We start from the raw sequence: 19,432 nt of genomic DNA on the forward strand, positions 1-19,432 counted from the left end.
CCGGGAGAGAGGGGATGACGGCTGTGGGGGTGCGGTTGACGGGTTCTCTTCTAAAACTGAAGCGGGACAAATCAACGCGCGAGCAGGAAAAACAAGAGCAGCAGGAAGTGCTGGAGGCCATGCGCCGGACCAGGCAGGAACTGTGCCTGGCGCGGCTGAATTTCAACGACGCACGGGCGCCGGAACTGGTGGAGGCCAGTGTGTACGAGATCAACGCCCTGCAGGCTCGGTACGCCTACTATTTGCGGTTGGCGCGGGAGATGCGGTGCGAGGAGCCGCAGGGGCTTGCCTTTCGGCCTGCGCGCCGTCCGGTTTCCTAAAATTCCCACAATCTGGAAGTCAATACATTCCAAATTGTGGGAATTTTGAGACGCCAAACAGAAAGACGCGGAGAGGGGGGAGACGATGACCGTGCTGCAGCAGGTGCTGTTGGTGCTGTTTGGCGCCGTGGTGCTGGTCGCGGCGCTCAAACTGTTTACGGCCCCGCTCCGACTGCTTCTCAAATTGCTGCTAAACACGGTGCTGGGCTTTGTCGGGCTGCTGGCGTTCAATCTCATCGGCGGCGCGCTCGGCCTGTCACTGCGGTTTAGCCTCGTTAACGCCGTTGTTATCGCCGTGTTGGGGCTGCCTGGGTTTGCGCTGCTGCTTTTGCTCCAGTGGCTGTTTGGGCTCTGAGATACACTTTTCCCGGGGCCGCCCTGTGCGGTCCCGTTCGTTTTGTGCTATGGAGAGAGGTCCTCATCCGGCCGCGAGGGTTTCGAAGGTGCGCAGAACCGCGTGGGCCACGGTCTCGTCCTCCTGCACACTGCCGCCGCTGACGCCGATGCCGCCCACAGTCCGGCCGCCGGTCTGCAGCGGAAAACCGCCGCCAAAGATGACAAGGCGGCTGTTGGTCACGTTGATGCCGAACGCGCTGGCGCCCACTTGAGCAATCTGGCCAAACTCGGCCGTCGGCTGACGCAGCACCGCGGCGGTGTAGGCTTTGTTCTGTGAAATCTCGATGCTGGGTAAAATGGCGTCGCCGAAGCGCTGCAGCAGGCGGAGGTTGCCGTTTTCGTCGGCTACGGAGAAGGTGACGCCCACGCCAAGCGAACGGGACGCCTCCTTGGCGGCCTGCGCCAGCGCCTCGCAGATCTCCTCCGTCAAGACAAATGTGCTCATAGAGTCCCTCCTTTTATTTTTGACAACATCTTATCGCAAACGTCCGGAGAAGACAAGAAAAATTTTGCATGCCAGTCCGCTCGGCGCCATATACTCGTAACGAAACAGGCCCGCAGGGCGCCGAAAATTTCATAGGCCTTGTGCCGGGGAAAGGGATGGACCGCCGCCATGGAGCTGAAGATACGCACCATTCATTTTTTTGAACCGATTTTGGAGAGTGACGCGTTTAGGGAGGAGTCGGCCGAGATCATTGTGCCGGACATGTTTCCGGACATCTCGCGCGTGTTGGACACCTCGGGGCTCGCTGTTGTGAAAGAGAAGAGCCTCAAAGAGGGGCAGGCCGAGATCTTTGGTGTGGTGAAGGCCAGTGTGCTCTATGTGCCGGAGGGGGAGCAGGGACTGAAAAAAGTCGACGTCGCCCTGCCGTTTTCCCACCTGTTTGAGGAGCGGGACATAGGCCCGGGGGACAGCGCCGTCGCGCACGCGGTGGTGCTGTCGGCCGAAACATACCCGATAAACCCCCGCAAGGTGCAGGTGAGGGTGGGTGTCCGGCTCGACGTCACCGTCTATCACGCGGGGTGCTGGGAGATTTGCCAGGATGTGGAAGAAGCGGCGCTGTATGGCATTCACACGCGCCGGGAGATCGGGAGCGCCTACCTGCCGGTGGCCGTGAACGGCAGGACCTTCACGGTGACGGACGAGTGGGAGGTGCCGGGCAGCCGCCCGCCGGTGTATGAAATTCTGAGGACCGACGTGCGGCTGCACACCCAAGAGGCCAAACCCGTCGGGAACAAGCTGGTATTTAAAGGCGCCGCCTTTTTGCGCGTTCTCTACGCGGGTCCGCCCAGCGGCGCGGATCTCGCCGACGACATCGTCCTGCTGGAACAGGAGGTGCCGTTTTCCCAGATCATCGAGTGGGGGGGCGGCGAGGAGACATGCGACTGTACGGTGGACCTGCAGCTGGCCGGGTTGGAGCTCGATCTGCGCGCCGGCCTTGCCGGTGAGAGCCGGCTCCTCGGGGTGACGCTGCAGATAGACGCCCAAGCCGTCGGCATGTCCCCGCGCGACGTGGAGGCCGTGGTGGACCTGTACTCGACCGATTACGGTCTGCTGCCGGAGTTTCGCGTCTACCGGGCGGTACGGCTGCTGGACCGGTCGGTGCGCCGGCAGGCCGTGCGCGAAAGCAATGAGACGGGCCGCCCGGTCAGTGCGGTGACGGACGCCCAGGTGACGCTCGGCCCCGTGACGCAGCAGCGGACGGAGAACCAGTTGACACTCACCGCGCAGGCTGCCGTGAACGTCGTCTACCTGGCGGACGACAAACGGTTCTATGCGCTCTCGTGGCAGTTTCCCGTGTCCTGCGTATTGGAGGCGCCCGCCGACGCCGGGTGTACGGCGACGGCCCGCGTGGAGGGAGATGTGCTGGCCACCGGCACGCACGACGGCGTGGAGGTTCGGTTCCCGGTGGATTTTGCCGCCACGGTGTCGGCCGTCGAGCCGCTGACAGTCCTGGCCGCCGTGGATATCGACCAGGAGGCGGCCAAAGACCGTGCCGGCCGGCCCTCGGTGGTGCTGCGGCGCGCCGGCGGGGGCGAGACCCTGTGGCAGATTGCGAAGGCCCACGACACGACGATGGAGGACATCGCGCAGGCCAACTGTTTGGAGGGGGAGGCGCCCCTTCCGGCCGGGCAGATGCTGTTGATCCCGCGGCACCGGTGAGGCGCCGCCGCGGGATCAAAACAGAAAGACGACCAACAACAAGCGAGGTCCCAAAGGGGCCTCGCTTGTTGTTGGTGCATCTATGCGTGCTTGGCCAGGTAGACCCGGTACAGCGCATGTTCCCGGCGGAGCAGGGCGGGGGTGTCCAATCCGTAGGGGCAGTGCGCCTTGCAGAGGCCGCAGTCGGTGCAGTGGGTGATGTCCTCCATGAGCGCCTGCATCTCCGGTGTGGTGAAACGGGCGGGGTTCATCCGGCGCAGCAACAGACTCATGCGGGCGGCCGTGCTGACCTGAATGCCGGCCGGACAGGTGGGCATGCAGTAGCCGCAAGCGCGGCAGAACGCGCCGGCCAGCTCCTGTTTGTCCCGCTCGATCGTCGCGCGCAGCGCCGGGGTGAGCGCGGGTGGGTTTGCCTCCAACGCCAGAAACTGTTCGAGTTCCCACAGGTGCTGCAGACCCCAGATGGGCACCATGTCGCCCAGACTGCGCAGCAGCGCGAAGGTGGCGGTGGGGTCTGTGATCAACCCGCCCGACATGGCTTTCATGACAATGAGACCCACGTCGTGCGCCCGGCAGAGTGCGACGAGGTCCAGGTCCTCCGTGCTGGAGAGCGCGGAAAGCGGGAACTGCATCGTGTCAAACAGCCCGGAACGCACCATCCGGGCGGCCAGGTCCAGGCGGTGGCTTGTGATGGAGATGAAGCGGATCTTACCCTCGCGGCGCGCCTGCAGGGCGGCCCGGTAGAGCGGATGATCCGCGTTTGGCAGGAAGGTGGGGTTGTGGAACTGGTAGATGTCGATGTAGTCGGTCTTCAGGTTGCGCAGGCTGGTCTCCAGGTCGGCCCCAAAGCCCTCGGACGTATCGGCCATGGTCTTGGAGGCCAGAATGATGTGGGCGCGCACGTCGGAGAGCGCGTAGGCGATTTTCTCCTCGCTGTCCCCATAGGCGCGCGCCGTGTCGAAGAAATTGATGCCTCCCCCGTAGGCGCGGCGCAGCAAAGCGGCTGCGTCGTCCAAAGAGAGACGCTGGATGGGGATAGCGCCAAACCCGCTGCGGCTGACCTGAAGGTCTGTGCGGCCCAGCCGAAAAGTGTCCATGAGGCCTTCCTCCTCTACCCGTCTCAGGGCGCGTCGTCCTGCCGCCGCCGGCTGAGTGGGTGAGCCCGGGCGGCCGCGCGCAGTTCCGCGCCCTCGACGTGCGTATAAATCTGCGTGGTGTTGAGATGTTCGTGCCCCAGCAGTTCCTGCAGGGTGCGGACGTCCACGCCGTTTTGCAGCATGAGCGTGGCCGCCGTGTGCCGAAGCTTGTGCGAGGAGTAGAGCGTGTTGTCGAGGCCGGCGGCGGTCAGATGCTTCTTGACCGTGATATGAATGGTTTTCACACTGAGGCGGCGGCGGTTGCGCGAGACGAAGAGCGCGTTTTTGTCGAGAGAGGGCCAATTCTCCCGCACGGTCCGCCACCGGGCCAAAGCGTCCAGGCAGGCGTCGTTTAAGTACAAAAGGCGCTCCTTGTCGCCCTTGCCCACGACGCGCAGTGTGTCGTCGCGCACGTCGGAGAGATTCAGCCCGGCCAGTTCCGAGAGCCGCAGGCCGCAGTGCAGAAAGAGGACGAGCATACAGTAGTCCCGCTCGCGGTACGGGCCCTTGACAGCGGCCAGCAGCGCCTCGCACTCCTCGAGGGAGAGGTAGCGCGGCAGGCTTTTGCGCAGTTTGGGGGCGTCCAGATCCTGCACCGGGTTTTCGGCCAGCAGATGTGCCTTGACGGTGAGGTATTTGTAAAAGGAGCGGATGGCGGCCGCCTTGCGGGCCCGGGCCGGCGCCCCCAAGCCGTAGCCGGTATGCGGACTGTTTGGCTGCACCGCCCTGTCGCGCGCCAGGTAGGACATATACGCGTAGACGTCGCCGAGTGTGACGGAGGCCGCGAGGGTCACGTCCACGTCGTCGATGGGGATGCTGTCGAAGTCGGTTTCCGGCGGTACGAGACCGCGCAGCGTCTTGAGAAAACGAAAAAAAGACCGAAGGTCGAGGAAGTACTCGTCGGTCGTTCGGCGGGCGTGGCCCCGTATGGTCTCGTGATAAGTCAAAAACTCGCGCAGCAGCGGCGAGGTCTCCAAGCGGTAGTCCAAGGGTATCACCCGGCCTTCCAAGGGCGGCGCGGCGCCCCGGGGGATTTTGCCGCCATTATACCATGTCGGCGGCGCGTCTGGCAAGGGTGGGGCGGGGGAAAAAAGTCAGAGGGAAGCGGCCCAGCCGCTCCCCTCTGAAGAGAATACGTAAAAGATAAATTACGAAACGCTGACAGTGACGATATGAGTAGCGCCGCCGAAATCATCCTTCACTCTGATCGTGATGATCGCTGTGCCAGCTCTGAGGCCCTGCACAGTAAATTTGCCGTCGGCTTCCGTCACAACCGCGATGGCCGGATTGCTGGAGATGATATCATAGGCGCTCCGAACGCCGTCAGCTGAGACAAGCAGAGGGGCTTTCGCTTTGATGCGCACGGAAACGCGCGCGGACGAATGCACCCGAACACTCTCCAGAGGCACACCAACCTTGAACTGCTGTCCGCCGAGAGTCACATGATAATACTCGCCGCCGACCAGATCGGCCTTAGCGGGAATATCAAGCTCCACAACGCCCTCATCATCCGCGGCGTACTGGTTAATGTAATCGAGGTTCTCAAAGGTAGGGACTGCGTCGTAGGCAGCCAAAAGCGAAAGACGCGCGTTCGGCGCGAAGCCCTCGGCTTCCACACTGACGATACCTTCTGATTTGTCCACTGTGAGCACCGCGTCGGCAGCCAGAGCGCCTACGAGGCAAAACTGCAGGACGAGGGCCGCTGCCAAAAGAAATGCGATAGGCCTTCTTTTCATGCGTATTCATTTCCTTTCTCTACTTAAATAGCGATAAACGGGATTGCGTCCGCCCCACGATGTGCAGTCGCGAAGCGAGGTTCCACGGCGTATGTGCAGTACGCCACAGAAACAGGGGAGACGGAGAACAACAGCGCACAATACTTACATGAATACTTTACCTGATTCTCTGTCAAATGTCAACAGTTTATTTTTAAGTTTTTAAAGGGAATTTTGCAAAAGAACATCGCAAGGGGCAAACAGACGCTGATACAGGCCCGAGGTGAACCTGATTTCCTTACGGCCACAACGGCTTTCGACGCTGGTGGCGCCTTGGCGAGACGGCTGTGCGGGCGAGCCGGACGGCCGCGACGGACCGCCCGCAGACCCTTTTTTTGGAAATTTCGGACGGCCAGGCCGTCTGTGGAAAAGGAGAGCGGCAAACCGGGAGATTTGCCCAGTGCGTCCGGCCCCGCGGAGGCGGAGAAGACGGCGCAAGAAGAGGCGCTCCCCTTGTGCGGTGTCCGCCGTTTTCATAATGGCCTCCTTTGAAATACCATGTACTTTTTATAAACACAGAGGCGGAACTTGTAGATATAAGTTTGAAAATATTTCTCAATTTATATCGAAAACACTTGATTTACCCGCTTGACTTGTACGTATAAGTGTATTACAATTTTCTTGACAGGCTGCGGGCCGGATTGTCCCGCGCCACTCGAAGACGCGCAAAGGGCCCGGTGGGCAGCAATATGGAGATCCCGCCCTCCGTGGCCCCAAAATCAAAGGCGCTGTTTTTGTGAAGAAAAACAGTGTTTTTGCTGTTTTCGAAAAGGTATACCTTTTCGAAAACATGCTATGAGTGCCAACATTGTTATTGTAGCACACATAATTCGCAAAATCAAGAGGCGGAGTGTGCTATTTTTTATGCACTTTAACCGAATAAAACAGGGTAAACTTCAAAAAATGGAAGTTTCAGAAAGGTATACCTTCTTGGCATCCGCGTTCGATGATCTGCAGTGCCGGGCAGGTGCAAAGAGTGACCGGCGCGTGTGCCGCGCGGCGCGCCTGCCAGCGAAATAAGGGGGTGATGCAAATGGGCGCGTTCGGACAGGACAGCCGCTGCCAAACAGCTGCCTGAACAATAGGATGGTGAATAAAAGTATGAAGAATGGAGGAATTTTGATGAAAAAAATGTTGTCTTTATGTCTGGCAATGGTCATGGCGCTCACGCTCGTCCCGGCCGCGCCGCCGCGTGTGGCGGCGGGGGATATCGTCTTTGACGAGGCCACCTTCCTGGCCCGGTATCCGCTGGCGGGCGACGCCAATGACACACAGCGCAACCAGCGCCACGCGGCCCTGTCCGGCACGGGCGCGACATTTGTGACCGACACCAGCAGCAACAGTTTCGGCTCGGTTCTCCAGCTTTCCGGCGGCTCGAAGGGCACAAGCGCGGCGGTGCTGCCGGGCGACGCCGTCTTCGACTTCGAATCCGGCGCCCCGGTGAACAACATCACAGTGGCCACTTGGGTTTATCCGAGAGCCAATACGAATTATGCCAGAATCTTTGATTTCGGCACGAGCACAACGCGCAATTTCTATCTGGAGCAGCGGCGCAGCGGTACGTCGGGCGTCACCGCCAGGTTTACCGTGGACGGGTCCGGCGCCGAAGCGGTCACGCCGAACGGCGCCTTCACGATGTCGCTCAACACCTGGTACCATGTCGCCGTCACGGTGGAGGGCAGGACGATGCGTCTGTATGTGAACGGCGTCCTCCGCGGCCAGACGACGATCTCGGCCGATCTCAGCAGCGTTTTCAGCACAGCGCCCGCCGGCAATCTCCTGTACATCGGCCGTTCTCAATACGGCGACGCCGATATGAACGGCCGGTTTTCCGACTTCGCCATTTTTAACAGGGCGCTCACGGCGGATGAGATCAACTACGTCCGCAATTTGAAGTTCACCGACGAAAACGTGGCCGCCAGCGATTTGAGTATGATCGTCAATAGCCTGGGCACGTTGACAGACCGTACGGAAAACTTCACCCTGCCCACCACGACGGCCAGCGGCTCAACCGTCGTCTGGACATCCAGCAACAATGAGCTGGTAAGCGCGGAAACGGGCGTCGTCACGCGCCCGCCCAGTACCAACCCGAACCAGACGGAGACGGCCGTGCTCCATGTGACGGTCGCCAAGGGCGAAGCGACGGTGGAAAGAGACGTGACCGTGACGGTGCTCAAGCTGCCCGCCGACGAGGAGATTGTCGCCGGCGACAAGGCGGCGCTCACTCTCGAGACGGGCAGCATCACCGAAGACGTCGCGCTGCCTGCCAGAGGGGCGCTGGGGTCGGCCGTCACATGGACGTCCAGCGCGCCGCAGTATCTGTCCGAGGCCGGCGTCGTCACCCGTCCGGCCATTGGCGCCGCCAACGAGCCGGTCACGCTGACGGCGACGATCCATTACGGCACGGCTTCGGATACAAAGACGTTTGACTTTGTCGTCAAGGCGGCGGTGGACGTGCCGGTTCTTCTGGGTGTCCCCGAGGTGGAGTACACCGCCAGAACCGGAGAACTGCCCAGGCTCCCCTATTATGTGGACGGCATTTATGCCGGCGGCGTAAGCGGCCCCCGCGTGCGCGTCAGCTGGTCCACTTTGGCGATCCAAAACACGAACGCGGCGGAAATCAACAAATATCAAAACCCGGGCGCCCATGCGGTGTCGGGCGTCGTGTACGGCACGAACGGAGCCACGGCCTTCACCGTCGCCGCCAATGTCACCACAGTGGCGGCGAACAACGATTCTCAAATCTGGATAACCAAAACACTGCGCAACGGTGTCGCGCCGTCGGCGATCGTGACAGTCAACAATACGACGGCCGGAAAGTACCAAACCAATGCCATCATCGCACTCTATGACGCGGACGGCAGGTTTGTCCGGCTGAAGATCGAACCCTTCGCCGTCGAGCCCGGCGGGGAGGAGAGTGTCCGGCTGGCGCTGCCGGAGGTCGACGACGTGACGAACCTTACGCAGGGAGTCTTCGTGTGGGGCGACGAGACGAACGTCCCTCTTTCGACAGATCTCTTCGCGCAAGAAAACGACGCCCCGGAATTGGAACTTATCAAATTCCCGTATTCCGACGTGGTCCTTGAGAACAATCCGGACGGCTCCACGCCGGTTATCAAAGGCAACTCGGAGAGAATGATCGACGGACTGCTCGGCTGCAATGACGACAGATTCCTCTACCTGTTCCGTTACACCTTCAGTCTGGACACGAAGGGCGCCAGTGCCCTTGGCGGTTGGGATACGGTGACGACAAAGCTGCGCGGTCACGCCACCGGGCACTATCTGTCCGCTTTGGCGCAGGCGTATCTGTCCACGGCGCGCACCAATCCGGCGCAGCACGCGCAATTCGCAGAGAAGATCAACTACATGATTGACGAACTGTATGCGATCTCTCAGCTGGCGCAGGGCGACCCGGCCAGTATCCCCATGGGTTCCGGTAAGACGGCCTATACCACGCAGTTCTCCAAGCCCGACATGAGGACAGACTATGAGAACTGGGGCGAAGGTTTCATCAGTGCCTACCCGCCGGATTCTTTCATCATGCTGGAGCGCGGCGCCACCTACGGCAGCTCGGATGCGCAGATTTGGGCCCCCTATTATACGCTGCACAAGATTCTGGCGGGCCTTGTGGACTGCTATGAGGCGACGGGCAGCGAAAAGGCGCTGAAGATCGCTACGGGTATGGGCGTTTGGGTATACAGACGCCTCAGTACGGTCCCGCAGGCCACGCTCAACAGCATGTGGAACCGCTATATCGCGGGCGAATACGGCGGCATGAACGAAGTGATGGCGAGGATGTATGACATCACGGGCGACGAGCGGCTGCTGGCGGGGGCCAAGCTGTTCGACACCATCGACTTCTTCTTTGGCAGCAACAGCACGCTCGGGTCCCGAAACGGTACAAACGGTATGGCCGGCAACGTGGACACCATCCGCACGAAACACGCCAATCAGCATCTGCCGCAGATTGTCGGAACCATGCGTGAGTACGATGTTACGGGCGACATCAAGTATTATCAAATCACCCGGAACTTCTGGGAAAAGGCTGTCAACAGTTATTCCTACAGCATGGGCGGCGTGGCCGGATATACCAGCAACTCGGAAGCGTTTGTCGGGACGCCGGATATCCTCTATCAGCCCGCCACCACCGGTCCGGGGCTCCGCGGAGGCACGTACACCGGAAACGGCGATATGTGCGAGGGCTGCGCCACATACAACATGCTCAAGATCTCATCGGCGCTCTTCCAGCACGACCCCGACGCGAAATATATGGACTACTACGAGAGGGCGCTCTACAACCAGATCGCCGCCATCATCCAGCCCACCGGCGTGGGCACCATCTACCATTTCGCGCAGACGCCGGGCGCCGCGAAATCTTTCGGCAATACAGCGCTGACAGGGTTCTCCTGCTGCAACGGGACAGGCATCGAAAACCACACAAAGTACCAGGATTCCATCTATATGCATAGGGGCGACGACGAACTGTATGTGAACCTGTACGTCCCCTCCACACTGTACTGGAAAGACGGCCTCACGGTCAAACAGTCCACCAGCTACCCCAACAGCGACACGACGACGCTCACGGTGTCCGGCGGCGGCGATTTGGCGGTGCATCTGCGTATCCCGTACTGGGCCGCCAACGGCTTTACGGTTTCGCTGAACGGAGAGCCGCTTGACATCGCGGCGGATCCCTCCAGCTACATCGTGATCGATCGCGTATGGAGCGACGGCGACACTGTGACGCTGACGATTCCCATGGATTTCCATATCTTCGAGACGATCAACCGGCCGAATATCGCGTCTGTCCTCTATGGTCCCCTTGTCCTGGCCGCGTCGGAGACAGCTGTGCAGCCCACGTTCCGCAAAGTCACGCTGGACGGCTCCGATCTGTCCAACAGCATCGCGATCGATCCGACGACGATGACGGCCCAGACCAATGGCGTCACCCTCAGGCCGCTGTATTTCTACAACACGCAGAGGTATTCCACGTATCTTGACATCACGTTGGAGAAATAATCGGTCTCGCCGGCCGGGCGCGGCCGGTGCGCGCAAGGCGAAAGTCCTTATGGCGTCTGATCTCATCTCCAACGAATGTGCGTGTGCAGCGCTGTGATCCCAGCCGTTTCGGGGTTCGTTGTGTGCAGGGGTGAGAAAAGACATGTAAAAAAACAAGTAAAAGCGCCGTTTTGTGAGAAAAAACGGCGCTTTTACTTGTTTTTAAAAAGGTATACCTTTTCAAGAATACGCCACAGACGCTAAACAACTCTCTTTTATCATATATAATTTGCAAAGTCAAGAGACATGCACAATATTTTTTATGAATTTCAAACAAATCAGACGGTGTAATTCGCCGGAAACGGCAATTTCAAAAAGGTATAGCATAGCAGGCCATGCGGAGACTGCCGAAGTGGCTGCCGCCCAGAGAATTCGTGCGGGTCGTGGGATACGTCCGGAAACGGGCGGCTGCTTTTTGTGCAGAGAAAGCGGCCGCCGGCGGGACTGTTTGTGCAGACGGTCTCGCCCCGGACAGGCTCCACGCCTGTCATGGACGCTGCGGGTGGCGGACACCCAAAGGGGTCTTTGGGCGGCGCGCCCGACCGTCGTATGCGGCCGAGGCAGATGGGGAAAAAGATCACGCTAAGAACGTTGTCACGCGCAATTGACAACCAAATTATGGGAGGTGTACGGCAAGTGAGTAAAAATACGCAAAAAAAATACGCAGCGCGCCTTGTTGTCCTGATGATGCTGATATCGATCGTCATCACAGGCTCGTTGCCCGCTGCCATGGCGGAGCCGGATCCGCTGCAGATCGTCGAGACTATGGCCGGCGGCGCAGCAGGCATCGCATACAATGCCGCAGGCAGCCTTTCGGCCAATTTTGCCGTCTCGACGCCGCAGCTTTATGTCGAGACGCGGTTTGAGAACAGCTTGGATGAAGAGGTGAGCGGCAATTTCTATCTTGCCATCTACAGTGCCGGCGGGCGGCTGGCATATGTCGAAAGCAAGGTTTTGTCAGCTGCGGCGGCTGGAAGCGCGAGCGTGGTGTTTGACGCGGATGTGAGCGAATACCAATCCGAAGGCTGCCTCATCAAAGTGTTCGCGTGGGATGCCGATGATGTGCCGCTGGCGGAAGCGGCGGAGGCGTCTTACAAAAATTTGGCACTCAGACGCGCCGCCTATCAGTCGGGTGCGGTTGATGAAAACTACACGGCGACGCTTGTTACGGACGGAATCGTCAGCGAGCCGGTCCTGCGAAGTTTTGCCGACGGTCCCTGGGTCGCCGCCACAAGGTACTACATGGAGTGGATATATGTGGATCTCGGCGAGCCGACCGACATCGCAAATGTCACCACTACATGGGGTGGGACATATGCCACCAGGTACCAAATCCAGTTCTCAGACGACGCGGTCACCTGGACTACGCCTGCGATAGCTGGAGCGCACCGCGGCAGCAACGCCTATTCGGGCGGGGGCGGGGGCACCGCCAATCCGTTCGGCTATGCCACGGCGGCTTGGGCGAACGCCGCGGACGCCTGCGGCATAACGGGCGTTACGGCCAGGTATGTCCGCATACTCTGCGAAAGCTGCTCGGGGCTGTCGCAAAGTGGGGAAACATACACTATCTTAGGCATCAGCGTAAACGACGCCGCCGTCGACGGGTATTACGCGTCGAACGGCTTTGACAGCTATTGGAAAAGTAAGGCCGGCGGCGAGCAATGGGTTTACGTTGACCTTGGCGCGGACAGCGCGCTTGTCGGAGCCAATGTGGTCTGGGGCGGGATTTACGCGACGGACTATGAGATCCAGACGTCGGACGACGCCAAGATCTGGACGACCGCCGCAAACGCGTCCGGCGCGGCGAATACCGCTGTCCCGGCTTCTTTTGAGGCCAGCGGGCGCTACCTGCGCGTACTTTGCAGCGACTCTTCCGAAACGGGTTATATCATAAAGGAAATCGAAGCGTATGGTTCAAACGGCCTGACATATGAGCCCAACCCGCTGCCGGAGCCCGAGGCGGACGGCACGCAATACCTGCGCGGCGGCAACTGGAAGCTGGAGCGCGCCACGGAAGTGGACGCGGACGGCGTGACGCTCTCGCAGGCGGGATATGACGACTCGACGTGGCTTCCCGCCACCGTGCCATCGACGACGCTTGTCTCGTACCTCAACGCCGGCGCCGTGCCCGATCCGTATTACGACAGCGTAAACCTCTCGATATCCGACACGTATTTCACGACCGATTTTTGGTACAGGGACAGCTTTGAGATTCCCGCGTCAAAGGAAGGCAAGGACGTGTGGCTGAACTTTGACGCCATCAACTACAGGGCGGACGTGTACTTCAACGGGCACTTTATGCCAAATGGCACGAACCCCTCGCGTGCAAAGTCGATAGAGGGCGGCTTCATCCGCGGTAAGTTTGACGTCACCGACTACGTGAACTACGGCGGAGAAAACTATCTGGCGGTATTTGTCCAGATGAATGACACTCCGTGGGGATATACGAACACCACATACACCGGGGTTGGGCTGGCGACGACAATCGGCTCGTATATCACGAGGTACACAACGCTCCAGGGCCTCGCGATAGGGCCGTGGCCGAACGGCGGCAACATCGGCATCGACAACCCGACGTTCCACGCCTCCCTCGGCTGGGACTGGATGCCTACGGTCCGCGGGCGCGACACGGGCATATACAAAGACGTTTTCATCTCCTATACGGACGGCGTCGAGATGCTCGATCCCTGGATGATAACCGACCTCGACATTCAGGAGATCCCGCGCGAGTACACGGCCGCGCCGATGGAAGTGACCGCGGCGGCGACGCAGCCTGACGGGCAAAGCGGCGTCGGGCTCGGTAATATATTTGACGCCAGCATGGCGACTGAGTGGGTCGGCGACGCGGCTGCCGAGAATCCAAGCTTCACGGCGGAGCTTGCGGCCCCCGCAGCCGTCAACACCATCGTCGTCAACTGGGGCGAAGTGCTGCCGAACAGGGCGTATGAGTCCCAGAACGCGGCGCGTTTCAAACTTGAGGTCTCGGAAGACGGGAGCGAGTGGAGAAACTACGACGCGCGCGAGGCGGGCGAAGGGTATGACGCGTACGCCGGAACGGATTACTACGAAGGCGGGAATATAGTCAACGTCGTCTCAGGCCCGGCGACTGACGCCGGAGCGGCGATTGCGCGGAGCTTTCAGTACCTGCGCTTTACGGTTCTCCAGAAGATGACAAGCCAGAACTCCGACCAGGGCGTACTGCCCCCGAAAATCCAGAAGATCGACTTTTACTCCGCGACAAAGTCGGCGCTCGAGGGCAGCGGAAACCGCAGATACGCACTGGACGCGAGCAAGGCTGCGCTGACGTTCAAAGCAGACGTCAGAAACAGTACGGACGCGGATGCGGAAGCGACCGTAAGTGGCGTCATCACACCCGGCGGGCTTACGTTCTCGAAGACCGTGACCGTGCCGGCAGGCACCACGCAGGCCGTGTCGATCGACGACATTCTCATGGAATATCCGGAACTCTGGTGGCCGAACACCTACGGCGCTCAGCCTCTGTATACGGTATCGGCGGCCTTGTCGCGAAGCGGCGTGGTATCGGATACGAAAGAGTTCAAGTTCGGCGTGCGTGAATTCACGTATCCCCTCGACGCCAACTACCTCGCCATCTACTGCAACGGCGCGAGAATCGTGGCAAAAGGCGGAAACTGGGGCATGGACGACGCCTTGAAGAACGACGACGCCGAGAGATATGACAACAAGGTTCGCCTCCACGCGGAAGAAAACATGACGATGATCCGCAACTGGGTGGGCCAGACGTCCAGCGAGGCGTTCTATGAGGCGTGCGACAAATACGGCATCCTGATTTGGGACGATTTCTGGCTCGCCAACCCTTATGACGGCCCGAACCCGAAAGACACGGCCATGTTCCTTGAGAACGCGGCCGACAAAGTGAAGTCTGTCCGCAGCCACGCTGCTTTGGCCGTATACTGCGGGCGCAACGAGTCCAACCCGGCGGCCGCCTTGGCGACGCCGCTGCTGAGGCTTGTCGCCGCAGTCGGCAACGCCACTCAGCCCGAGGGCGGGACAGTCGACAATACGCGCTACTACTTCGCCAACTCGGCCGGACGGCCCGTCGGCAGCGGCGGCGGGTATTCGTTGGCCAACTACAACGGAGCGGGCAGCGCCCAGGGCATGAAGCAGTATTACACCAACGTCACGAGCAACGTGATCCGCAGCGAGCGCGGCATCCCGAACGTGCCCACGGCCGAAAGCATCAGGAAGTTTGTGGCCCCGGAGAACCAGTGGCCGATAAGCGAGGTCTGGGCGCACCACGACTGGACGTACAACATGAACGGCCCCGCCAATACGTACATGAACGCGCTCAAATCCTACATGCCGAAGATCACATGGACGTTCCCAAACAGCATAGGCGGAAGCCAGAATCCCTCACCGGCGGCCGTAAACATTGTCAACTACGAGAACAATTTCAAGCCGATGCTGTCGCAGCTGGCCGAATGGTACACGCTGGACGATTTCTCCAGGGTGGCGCAGCTGATAAACTACGAAAACCATGCGGCGCTTTTCCAGGCACTGACGACGAGGCGCGCCGGCGGTCTGCTCATGTGGATGAGCCAGTCGTCATGGCCGAGCTTCATGTGGCAGACATACGACTATTACCTTGACACGAACGGCGGCTATTTTGGCGTCAAAACCGGCAACCAGCCGACGCAGGCAATCTGGCGGCCGACGGACAACGCCGTGATTTTATCAAACCTGACGCCGAAGAGCTACGGCGACGTCAAAACCGAGCTGAAAATCTACGACCTAAACGGCGGCGTCGCAGCCAGCGAGACGTATGCGACGCCGTACTTGGGACCCGACACGACCGGACTGACGCTCAGTGCCAACATCTCTGAGCTGTTCGCCGAATCCGCGACGGACATGGTGTTCATCAGGCTTATCGTGAAGGCGGAGGACGGCAGCGTGCTGGGTTCAAACACCTACTGGCACAACAAGGAGACATACCTTGCCCATCAGGCGCTCAACGATCTTGCGCAGGTCAGCCTGACTGCGGTATCCTCCGACCCCGAGACCCTGGCGAACGGCAACGTACGGTACACGCTCACGCTGAAGAATGACACCGGCGTGCCGGCGGTCCAGACCCGGATCAGGACAGTCAGCGCAGCGACAGGCGAGGACGTGCTTCCGACATTTTACAGCGACAACTACTTCGCGCTGATGCCCGGGGAATCGAAGACCGTCACGGCGGAGTTCAATCCGAGGTATCTTGAAGGCGGAGCTCCGGAATTTGAACTGGGCGGCTGGAATACGAGCAAAGACACGGTCGCAGTGAAATAGCGGTCGCAGTGGAATGAAAGTACCAGGCCAGATATGCCGCAAAGCGGCATATCTGGCCTGGTATGCGTTTGCCCGGCCTATGCGGCGACTTGGCGGTGGAAGTCCGCTACAGACTTGGCAGTAGGAACTGTTAGCCAAAGGCAAGGGTGCCCCCCTACGAACGCAGCTTTTCAACTTCGGATTCCGACAACCCCGTCGCTTTGACGATTTGCGCTGCCGGCAAGCCAAGCATCAGGAGGTTTTTTGCAATAGCAAGTGCCATTTCAGTTTTACCTTTAATTATGCCGCTTTCTTTTGCGGTATTCAAATTGGATTCCATATCGGTCTGCCACATACGACGGCTGCGGTTGATCGCGCGCTCGCGCTCGTCCTGACTAACGTGGATAAGTGTGTTCAGAGCCATCTTGATCTCCCCTTTCGCCTCGGCTACGCGCTCGATGATTTCCTTCTTTTCCGGCTTGTCGGCGTATTGCAGAAAGATCGCCCACATCTCCAGCGAAGTCATTTCCTCTACGGGCTTTCGCAGTACGCCCTCCAGCTTCGACAATTCCACAAATACCACCGTAATCGCGTCGGCCAGCGGCTCGCCGTCTTCGTTACGCAAAGTGAACTCGTTAACGAAGCTCTCGCGCCCTGGGAACACCGTATACGCGCAGAACGTGACCTGATATGTCTTTGCCGGTTTGTTGTAATCCTTGCCCTTGACGCTCTGGGTGGAGAAAAGGTCGCACAAATAGTATACGGATTTGTTCTTCAGATTATCATGAGCACCGCCCGGAAGCTCCTCTATGCGGGACGCCTGCATTTCAAGGTTGACCTGCCTGCCATCGTCCGTAACGCAGTTTATGTCAAGCCGCTCCTGTTTATCGTCAACGTCGTCGGTGGGGAGCTCGTTGTTGCGGATTTCCACATCAGCCACCGGCTGACGGATAATGCTTGAAATGATGTCGGCGAGACCCGGACGCAGTTCGGGGCTTGTCATCAGCAGCTTAAAAAGCCTGTCGTCGGTGGGCGGCAGTATGCTTTTTAGTATATTATGTTCGTTTTCCAAGCGTCTCCCCCCCTTTTTACAGTTTCATTATAGCACAAAAGCACGCGTAATTCAACGGGTACGCGACATAACAACCTGACTTTTACAGCAAGGGATAGCAAAGGAGTCGCAAAACCCGAGGACACAAGGGTTTGGGGAGTGGTCGCAGGAAGAGGAGCGGTTATGCTAAAATGAAGCGGGCGAGCAAATTATTGAAAGCTTCCTGCCTGTGGTAGATGTTGTAGATGTCGGAAGAAAAGACTTGCTGGATTGCCTTGAAATCGAGGGCGATCTCGTCATCGCCAGAGAATTCCAGAGTGTCAACCAATTTGCCGTGCTTGTCTTTGGCCTTTTTGAAAGCGATGGCGCCCCCGACATCGTCGAGGTGTACAATGCCGCCTTTTAGGACGCGGCAGGTGGCGAGCCTCAGGGCGCGCGCGATTCTCTCGGTGGACAAGGCGCGAGGCCCCATTTTGTGTTGGATGATCCGCATTATGAGCAGCGCGACGAAGCAGATCAGGAAGTGCGCGCGGATATGCTCGTTCTTGTGGACATACACGGGGCGGGCGTAAAGGTCCGACTTTAGCAGGCGGAACGACTGCTCAATGCGCCACAAGCCGCCGTAAGTCCTGCGTATCATCGCCTCGTCGTAGTCGAGCTCGCTTGTGATTATGCAGAAATACCCGTCGTACTTGGCGTCTTGCTCCGCCTTTTCGACGTCCACGCTGCGGAGCTTTTTGACGTTGTCCACAAAGGCGCCCGTATCGCCGTCTATGATTTCCTCTTTCGTGTATTCGTCCACCCCTTTCTTGATGCCGTAGGCATTGTTCTTGCAGGCCCGCCCGGCTTTCTCCAGCTTCTCCGCGCGCTTCTTCCCCGCCATGAGGGCGTCGGCCTTGTCCCAATATATAAGGACTTTCCGCTTCCTCGTGACCTTGCCGCCATCCGCGTCCTTGCCGGCGTACTCCTCCTCGAACACCTTGTACTTGTATGTCCCGTCGGCGTTCGCCGTGTACCCGTCCGCGTCAAATATCCGGCCGTCGTACCTCTTGCCTTTGGTCCCTCTCAGCACCTGAGAAAACACGAAACCGTTGCCGCCGTTGACTATCTTGTCGATGTTGCCGGAGGAATTGAGCCCTTTGTCCGCGACCACAATTATCCGCCCGAGGCCGTACGACGCTTTCACATCCGCCATCACGGGCTGCAGCGTCAGCGACTCGCTCGTGTTGCCGGGGAACATGGACACGCTGACCGGGAGCCCGTTGTCGTCCATGAAAAGACCCATTGCCACAATGGGGTCTACCCTGTGCTCTTTCGACACGCCCCTTTGCCTGAGGTCCGCCTCGCCGTCCGGAAAGTCGATTTCAAAAAAGTAGTTCGTCACGTCGTAGAACGCGTGCGTCAAGTCCCGCCCCACTGTCGCTTTTACCATTTCGTTGAGGTGCCGCTGCATGCGGACGTCAAATTTTGTGAACACGTCAAGCGAGCGATACACGTCCGGCAACGTAAACCCCGCTTCCATGCCGTAGAAGCAATCCTTCCCTTGGCTCGTCGCGCGTTTCGAGTCGGGGGCGAGAATCCGGGACAGCACAAGAAATTTGAAGATCTCCGCCGGCGAGTACTCCCCGCGGAACTTCGCCAACGCCGCCCACTCGCTGATGAAATCGCCGATGTGGAGCATATCATACACGGCTCCCAGAAATCTGTGCCCGTAGTTGAGCCGCCTGTTGTTCTCCGAGTACATCTGCTCCGTATGCGCCGCCTCAATCCGGAGGGGGACGTTCTCTTTTTTGTAGCTGGCGTTGAACGCCTCGACGCTTGCCATGAACGCTTCCCTGTCCGGCTGCTCCTCCAGTATCCCAAAATCCTTTATAGTCCTCTGCTTAGGCGGCGCGCCCGGCATGGGCCGGTACCCTTCCACTACGCGTATCTGCGTCTTGACCGTGCCGGTTGCCGTAGTCCTTTTGTCCTTTTTTATCATGCATCATCACCCAGAAACTATTATAGTACTACTTTAGCATAACGTCAACTCCTGCGCCAAAAAATTGTGCCCTCTCTCTTTTGCCCCTGTTGTTCCTGCCTCTTTGCTCCTTCCTCCCCTTGTGTCCTCGGAAGTGTGCTGTAAAAGTCAGGATGATCTATTGGGGTTTCCAATATTAGCCAATTTCGGCTTTTCGAATGTTTGAACATTAAAACACTGGTTTTTTGTACGAGCGCCGCATATTTGGCCACATTTTTTTGAAAAAGTTTCG

General features: G+C 59.1%; 12 protein-coding genes. 5 read left to right on the plus strand and 7 right to left on the minus strand.

Annotated features, from left to right (window positions below):
• Nucleotides 1-14: 14 nt before the first annotated feature.
• Nucleotides 15-320, plus strand: coding sequence for a YaaL family protein (locus tag LBK75_04460; protein MDR1157544.1), 306 nt, complete (start codon nt 15-17; stop codon nt 318-320).
• A gap of 85 nt (nt 321-405) precedes the next feature.
• A complete protein-coding gene (locus LBK75_04465) occupies nt 406-675 on the plus strand; it encodes a pro-sigmaK processing inhibitor BofA family protein (protein MDR1157545.1) in 270 nt (89 codons plus the stop codon).
• 63 nt (nt 676-738) lie between these two features.
• Here LBK75_04465 and LBK75_04470 read toward each other — a convergent pair whose 3' ends face one another.
• Complete coding sequence (locus tag LBK75_04470) at nt 739-1,161, minus strand: heme-binding protein (protein ID MDR1157546.1); 423 nt, start codon at nt 1,159-1,161, stop codon at nt 739-741.
• 168 nt (nt 1,162-1,329) lie between these two features.
• Here LBK75_04470 and LBK75_04475 point away from each other — a divergent pair, with 168 nt between their 5' ends.
• Nucleotides 1,330-2,880: a DUF3794 domain-containing protein gene (locus LBK75_04475; protein ID MDR1157547.1), complete on the plus strand. Its 1,551-nt coding sequence runs from the start codon at nt 1,330-1,332 to the stop codon at nt 2,878-2,880.
• An 80-nt stretch (nt 2,881-2,960) separates the two neighbouring features.
• On the opposite strand, the gene LBK75_04480 is transcribed toward LBK75_04475, so the two are convergent.
• The 3 genes from LBK75_04480 to LBK75_04490 all read right to left on the minus strand — a co-directional run bounded on the left by LBK75_04480 (nt 2,961) and on the right by LBK75_04490 (nt 5,752).
• Entirely contained in the window at nt 2,961-3,977 is a 1,017-nt protein-coding gene (locus LBK75_04480; GenBank protein ID MDR1157548.1) for an aldo/keto reductase, read from the minus strand.
• 23 nt (nt 3,978-4,000) lie between these two features.
• A complete protein-coding gene (locus tag LBK75_04485; GenBank protein ID MDR1157549.1) occupies nt 4,001-5,005 on the minus strand; it encodes a tyrosine-type recombinase/integrase in 1,005 nt (334 codons plus the stop codon).
• A 159-nt stretch (nt 5,006-5,164) separates the two neighbouring features.
• Nucleotides 5,165-5,752, minus strand: a complete 588-nt coding sequence (locus LBK75_04490; GenBank protein MDR1157550.1) for a hypothetical protein — start codon at nt 5,750-5,752, stop codon at nt 5,165-5,167.
• 1,161 nt (nt 5,753-6,913) lie between these two features.
• Between LBK75_04490 and LBK75_04495 the strand changes: the two genes are divergently transcribed.
• Both LBK75_04495 and LBK75_04500 read left to right on the plus strand, forming a co-directional pair.
• A complete protein-coding gene (locus LBK75_04495; GenBank protein ID MDR1157551.1) occupies nt 6,914-10,807 on the plus strand; it encodes a glycoside hydrolase family 127 protein in 3,894 nt (1,297 codons plus the stop codon).
• 675 nt (nt 10,808-11,482) lie between these two features.
• On the plus strand, nt 11,483-16,150 hold the full coding sequence (locus LBK75_04500) for a discoidin domain-containing protein (protein MDR1157552.1): 4,668 nt from the start codon (nt 11,483-11,485) through the stop codon (nt 16,148-16,150).
• A gap of 154 nt (nt 16,151-16,304) precedes the next feature.
• On the opposite strand, the gene LBK75_04505 is transcribed toward LBK75_04500, so the two are convergent.
• The 3 genes from LBK75_04505 to LBK75_04515 all read right to left on the minus strand — a co-directional run.
• On the minus strand, nt 16,305-17,201 hold the full coding sequence (locus tag LBK75_04505) for an Rpn family recombination-promoting nuclease/putative transposase (protein MDR1157553.1): 897 nt from the start codon (nt 17,199-17,201) through the stop codon (nt 16,305-16,307).
• Between the two features lie 160 nt (nt 17,202-17,361).
• Entirely contained in the window at nt 17,362-19,161 is a 1,800-nt protein-coding gene (locus LBK75_04510; GenBank protein ID MDR1157554.1) for an IS1634 family transposase, read from the minus strand.
• A gap of 44 nt (nt 19,162-19,205) precedes the next feature.
• On the minus strand, nt 19,206-19,432 hold a 227-nt coding region (locus LBK75_04515; GenBank protein MDR1157555.1), incomplete at its 5' end, for a hypothetical protein.

This window comes from Oscillospiraceae bacterium, from assembly GCA_031265355.1.
In the GTDB taxonomy this organism is placed as follows: Bacteria; Bacillota; Clostridia; order Oscillospirales; family UBA929; genus JAIRTA01.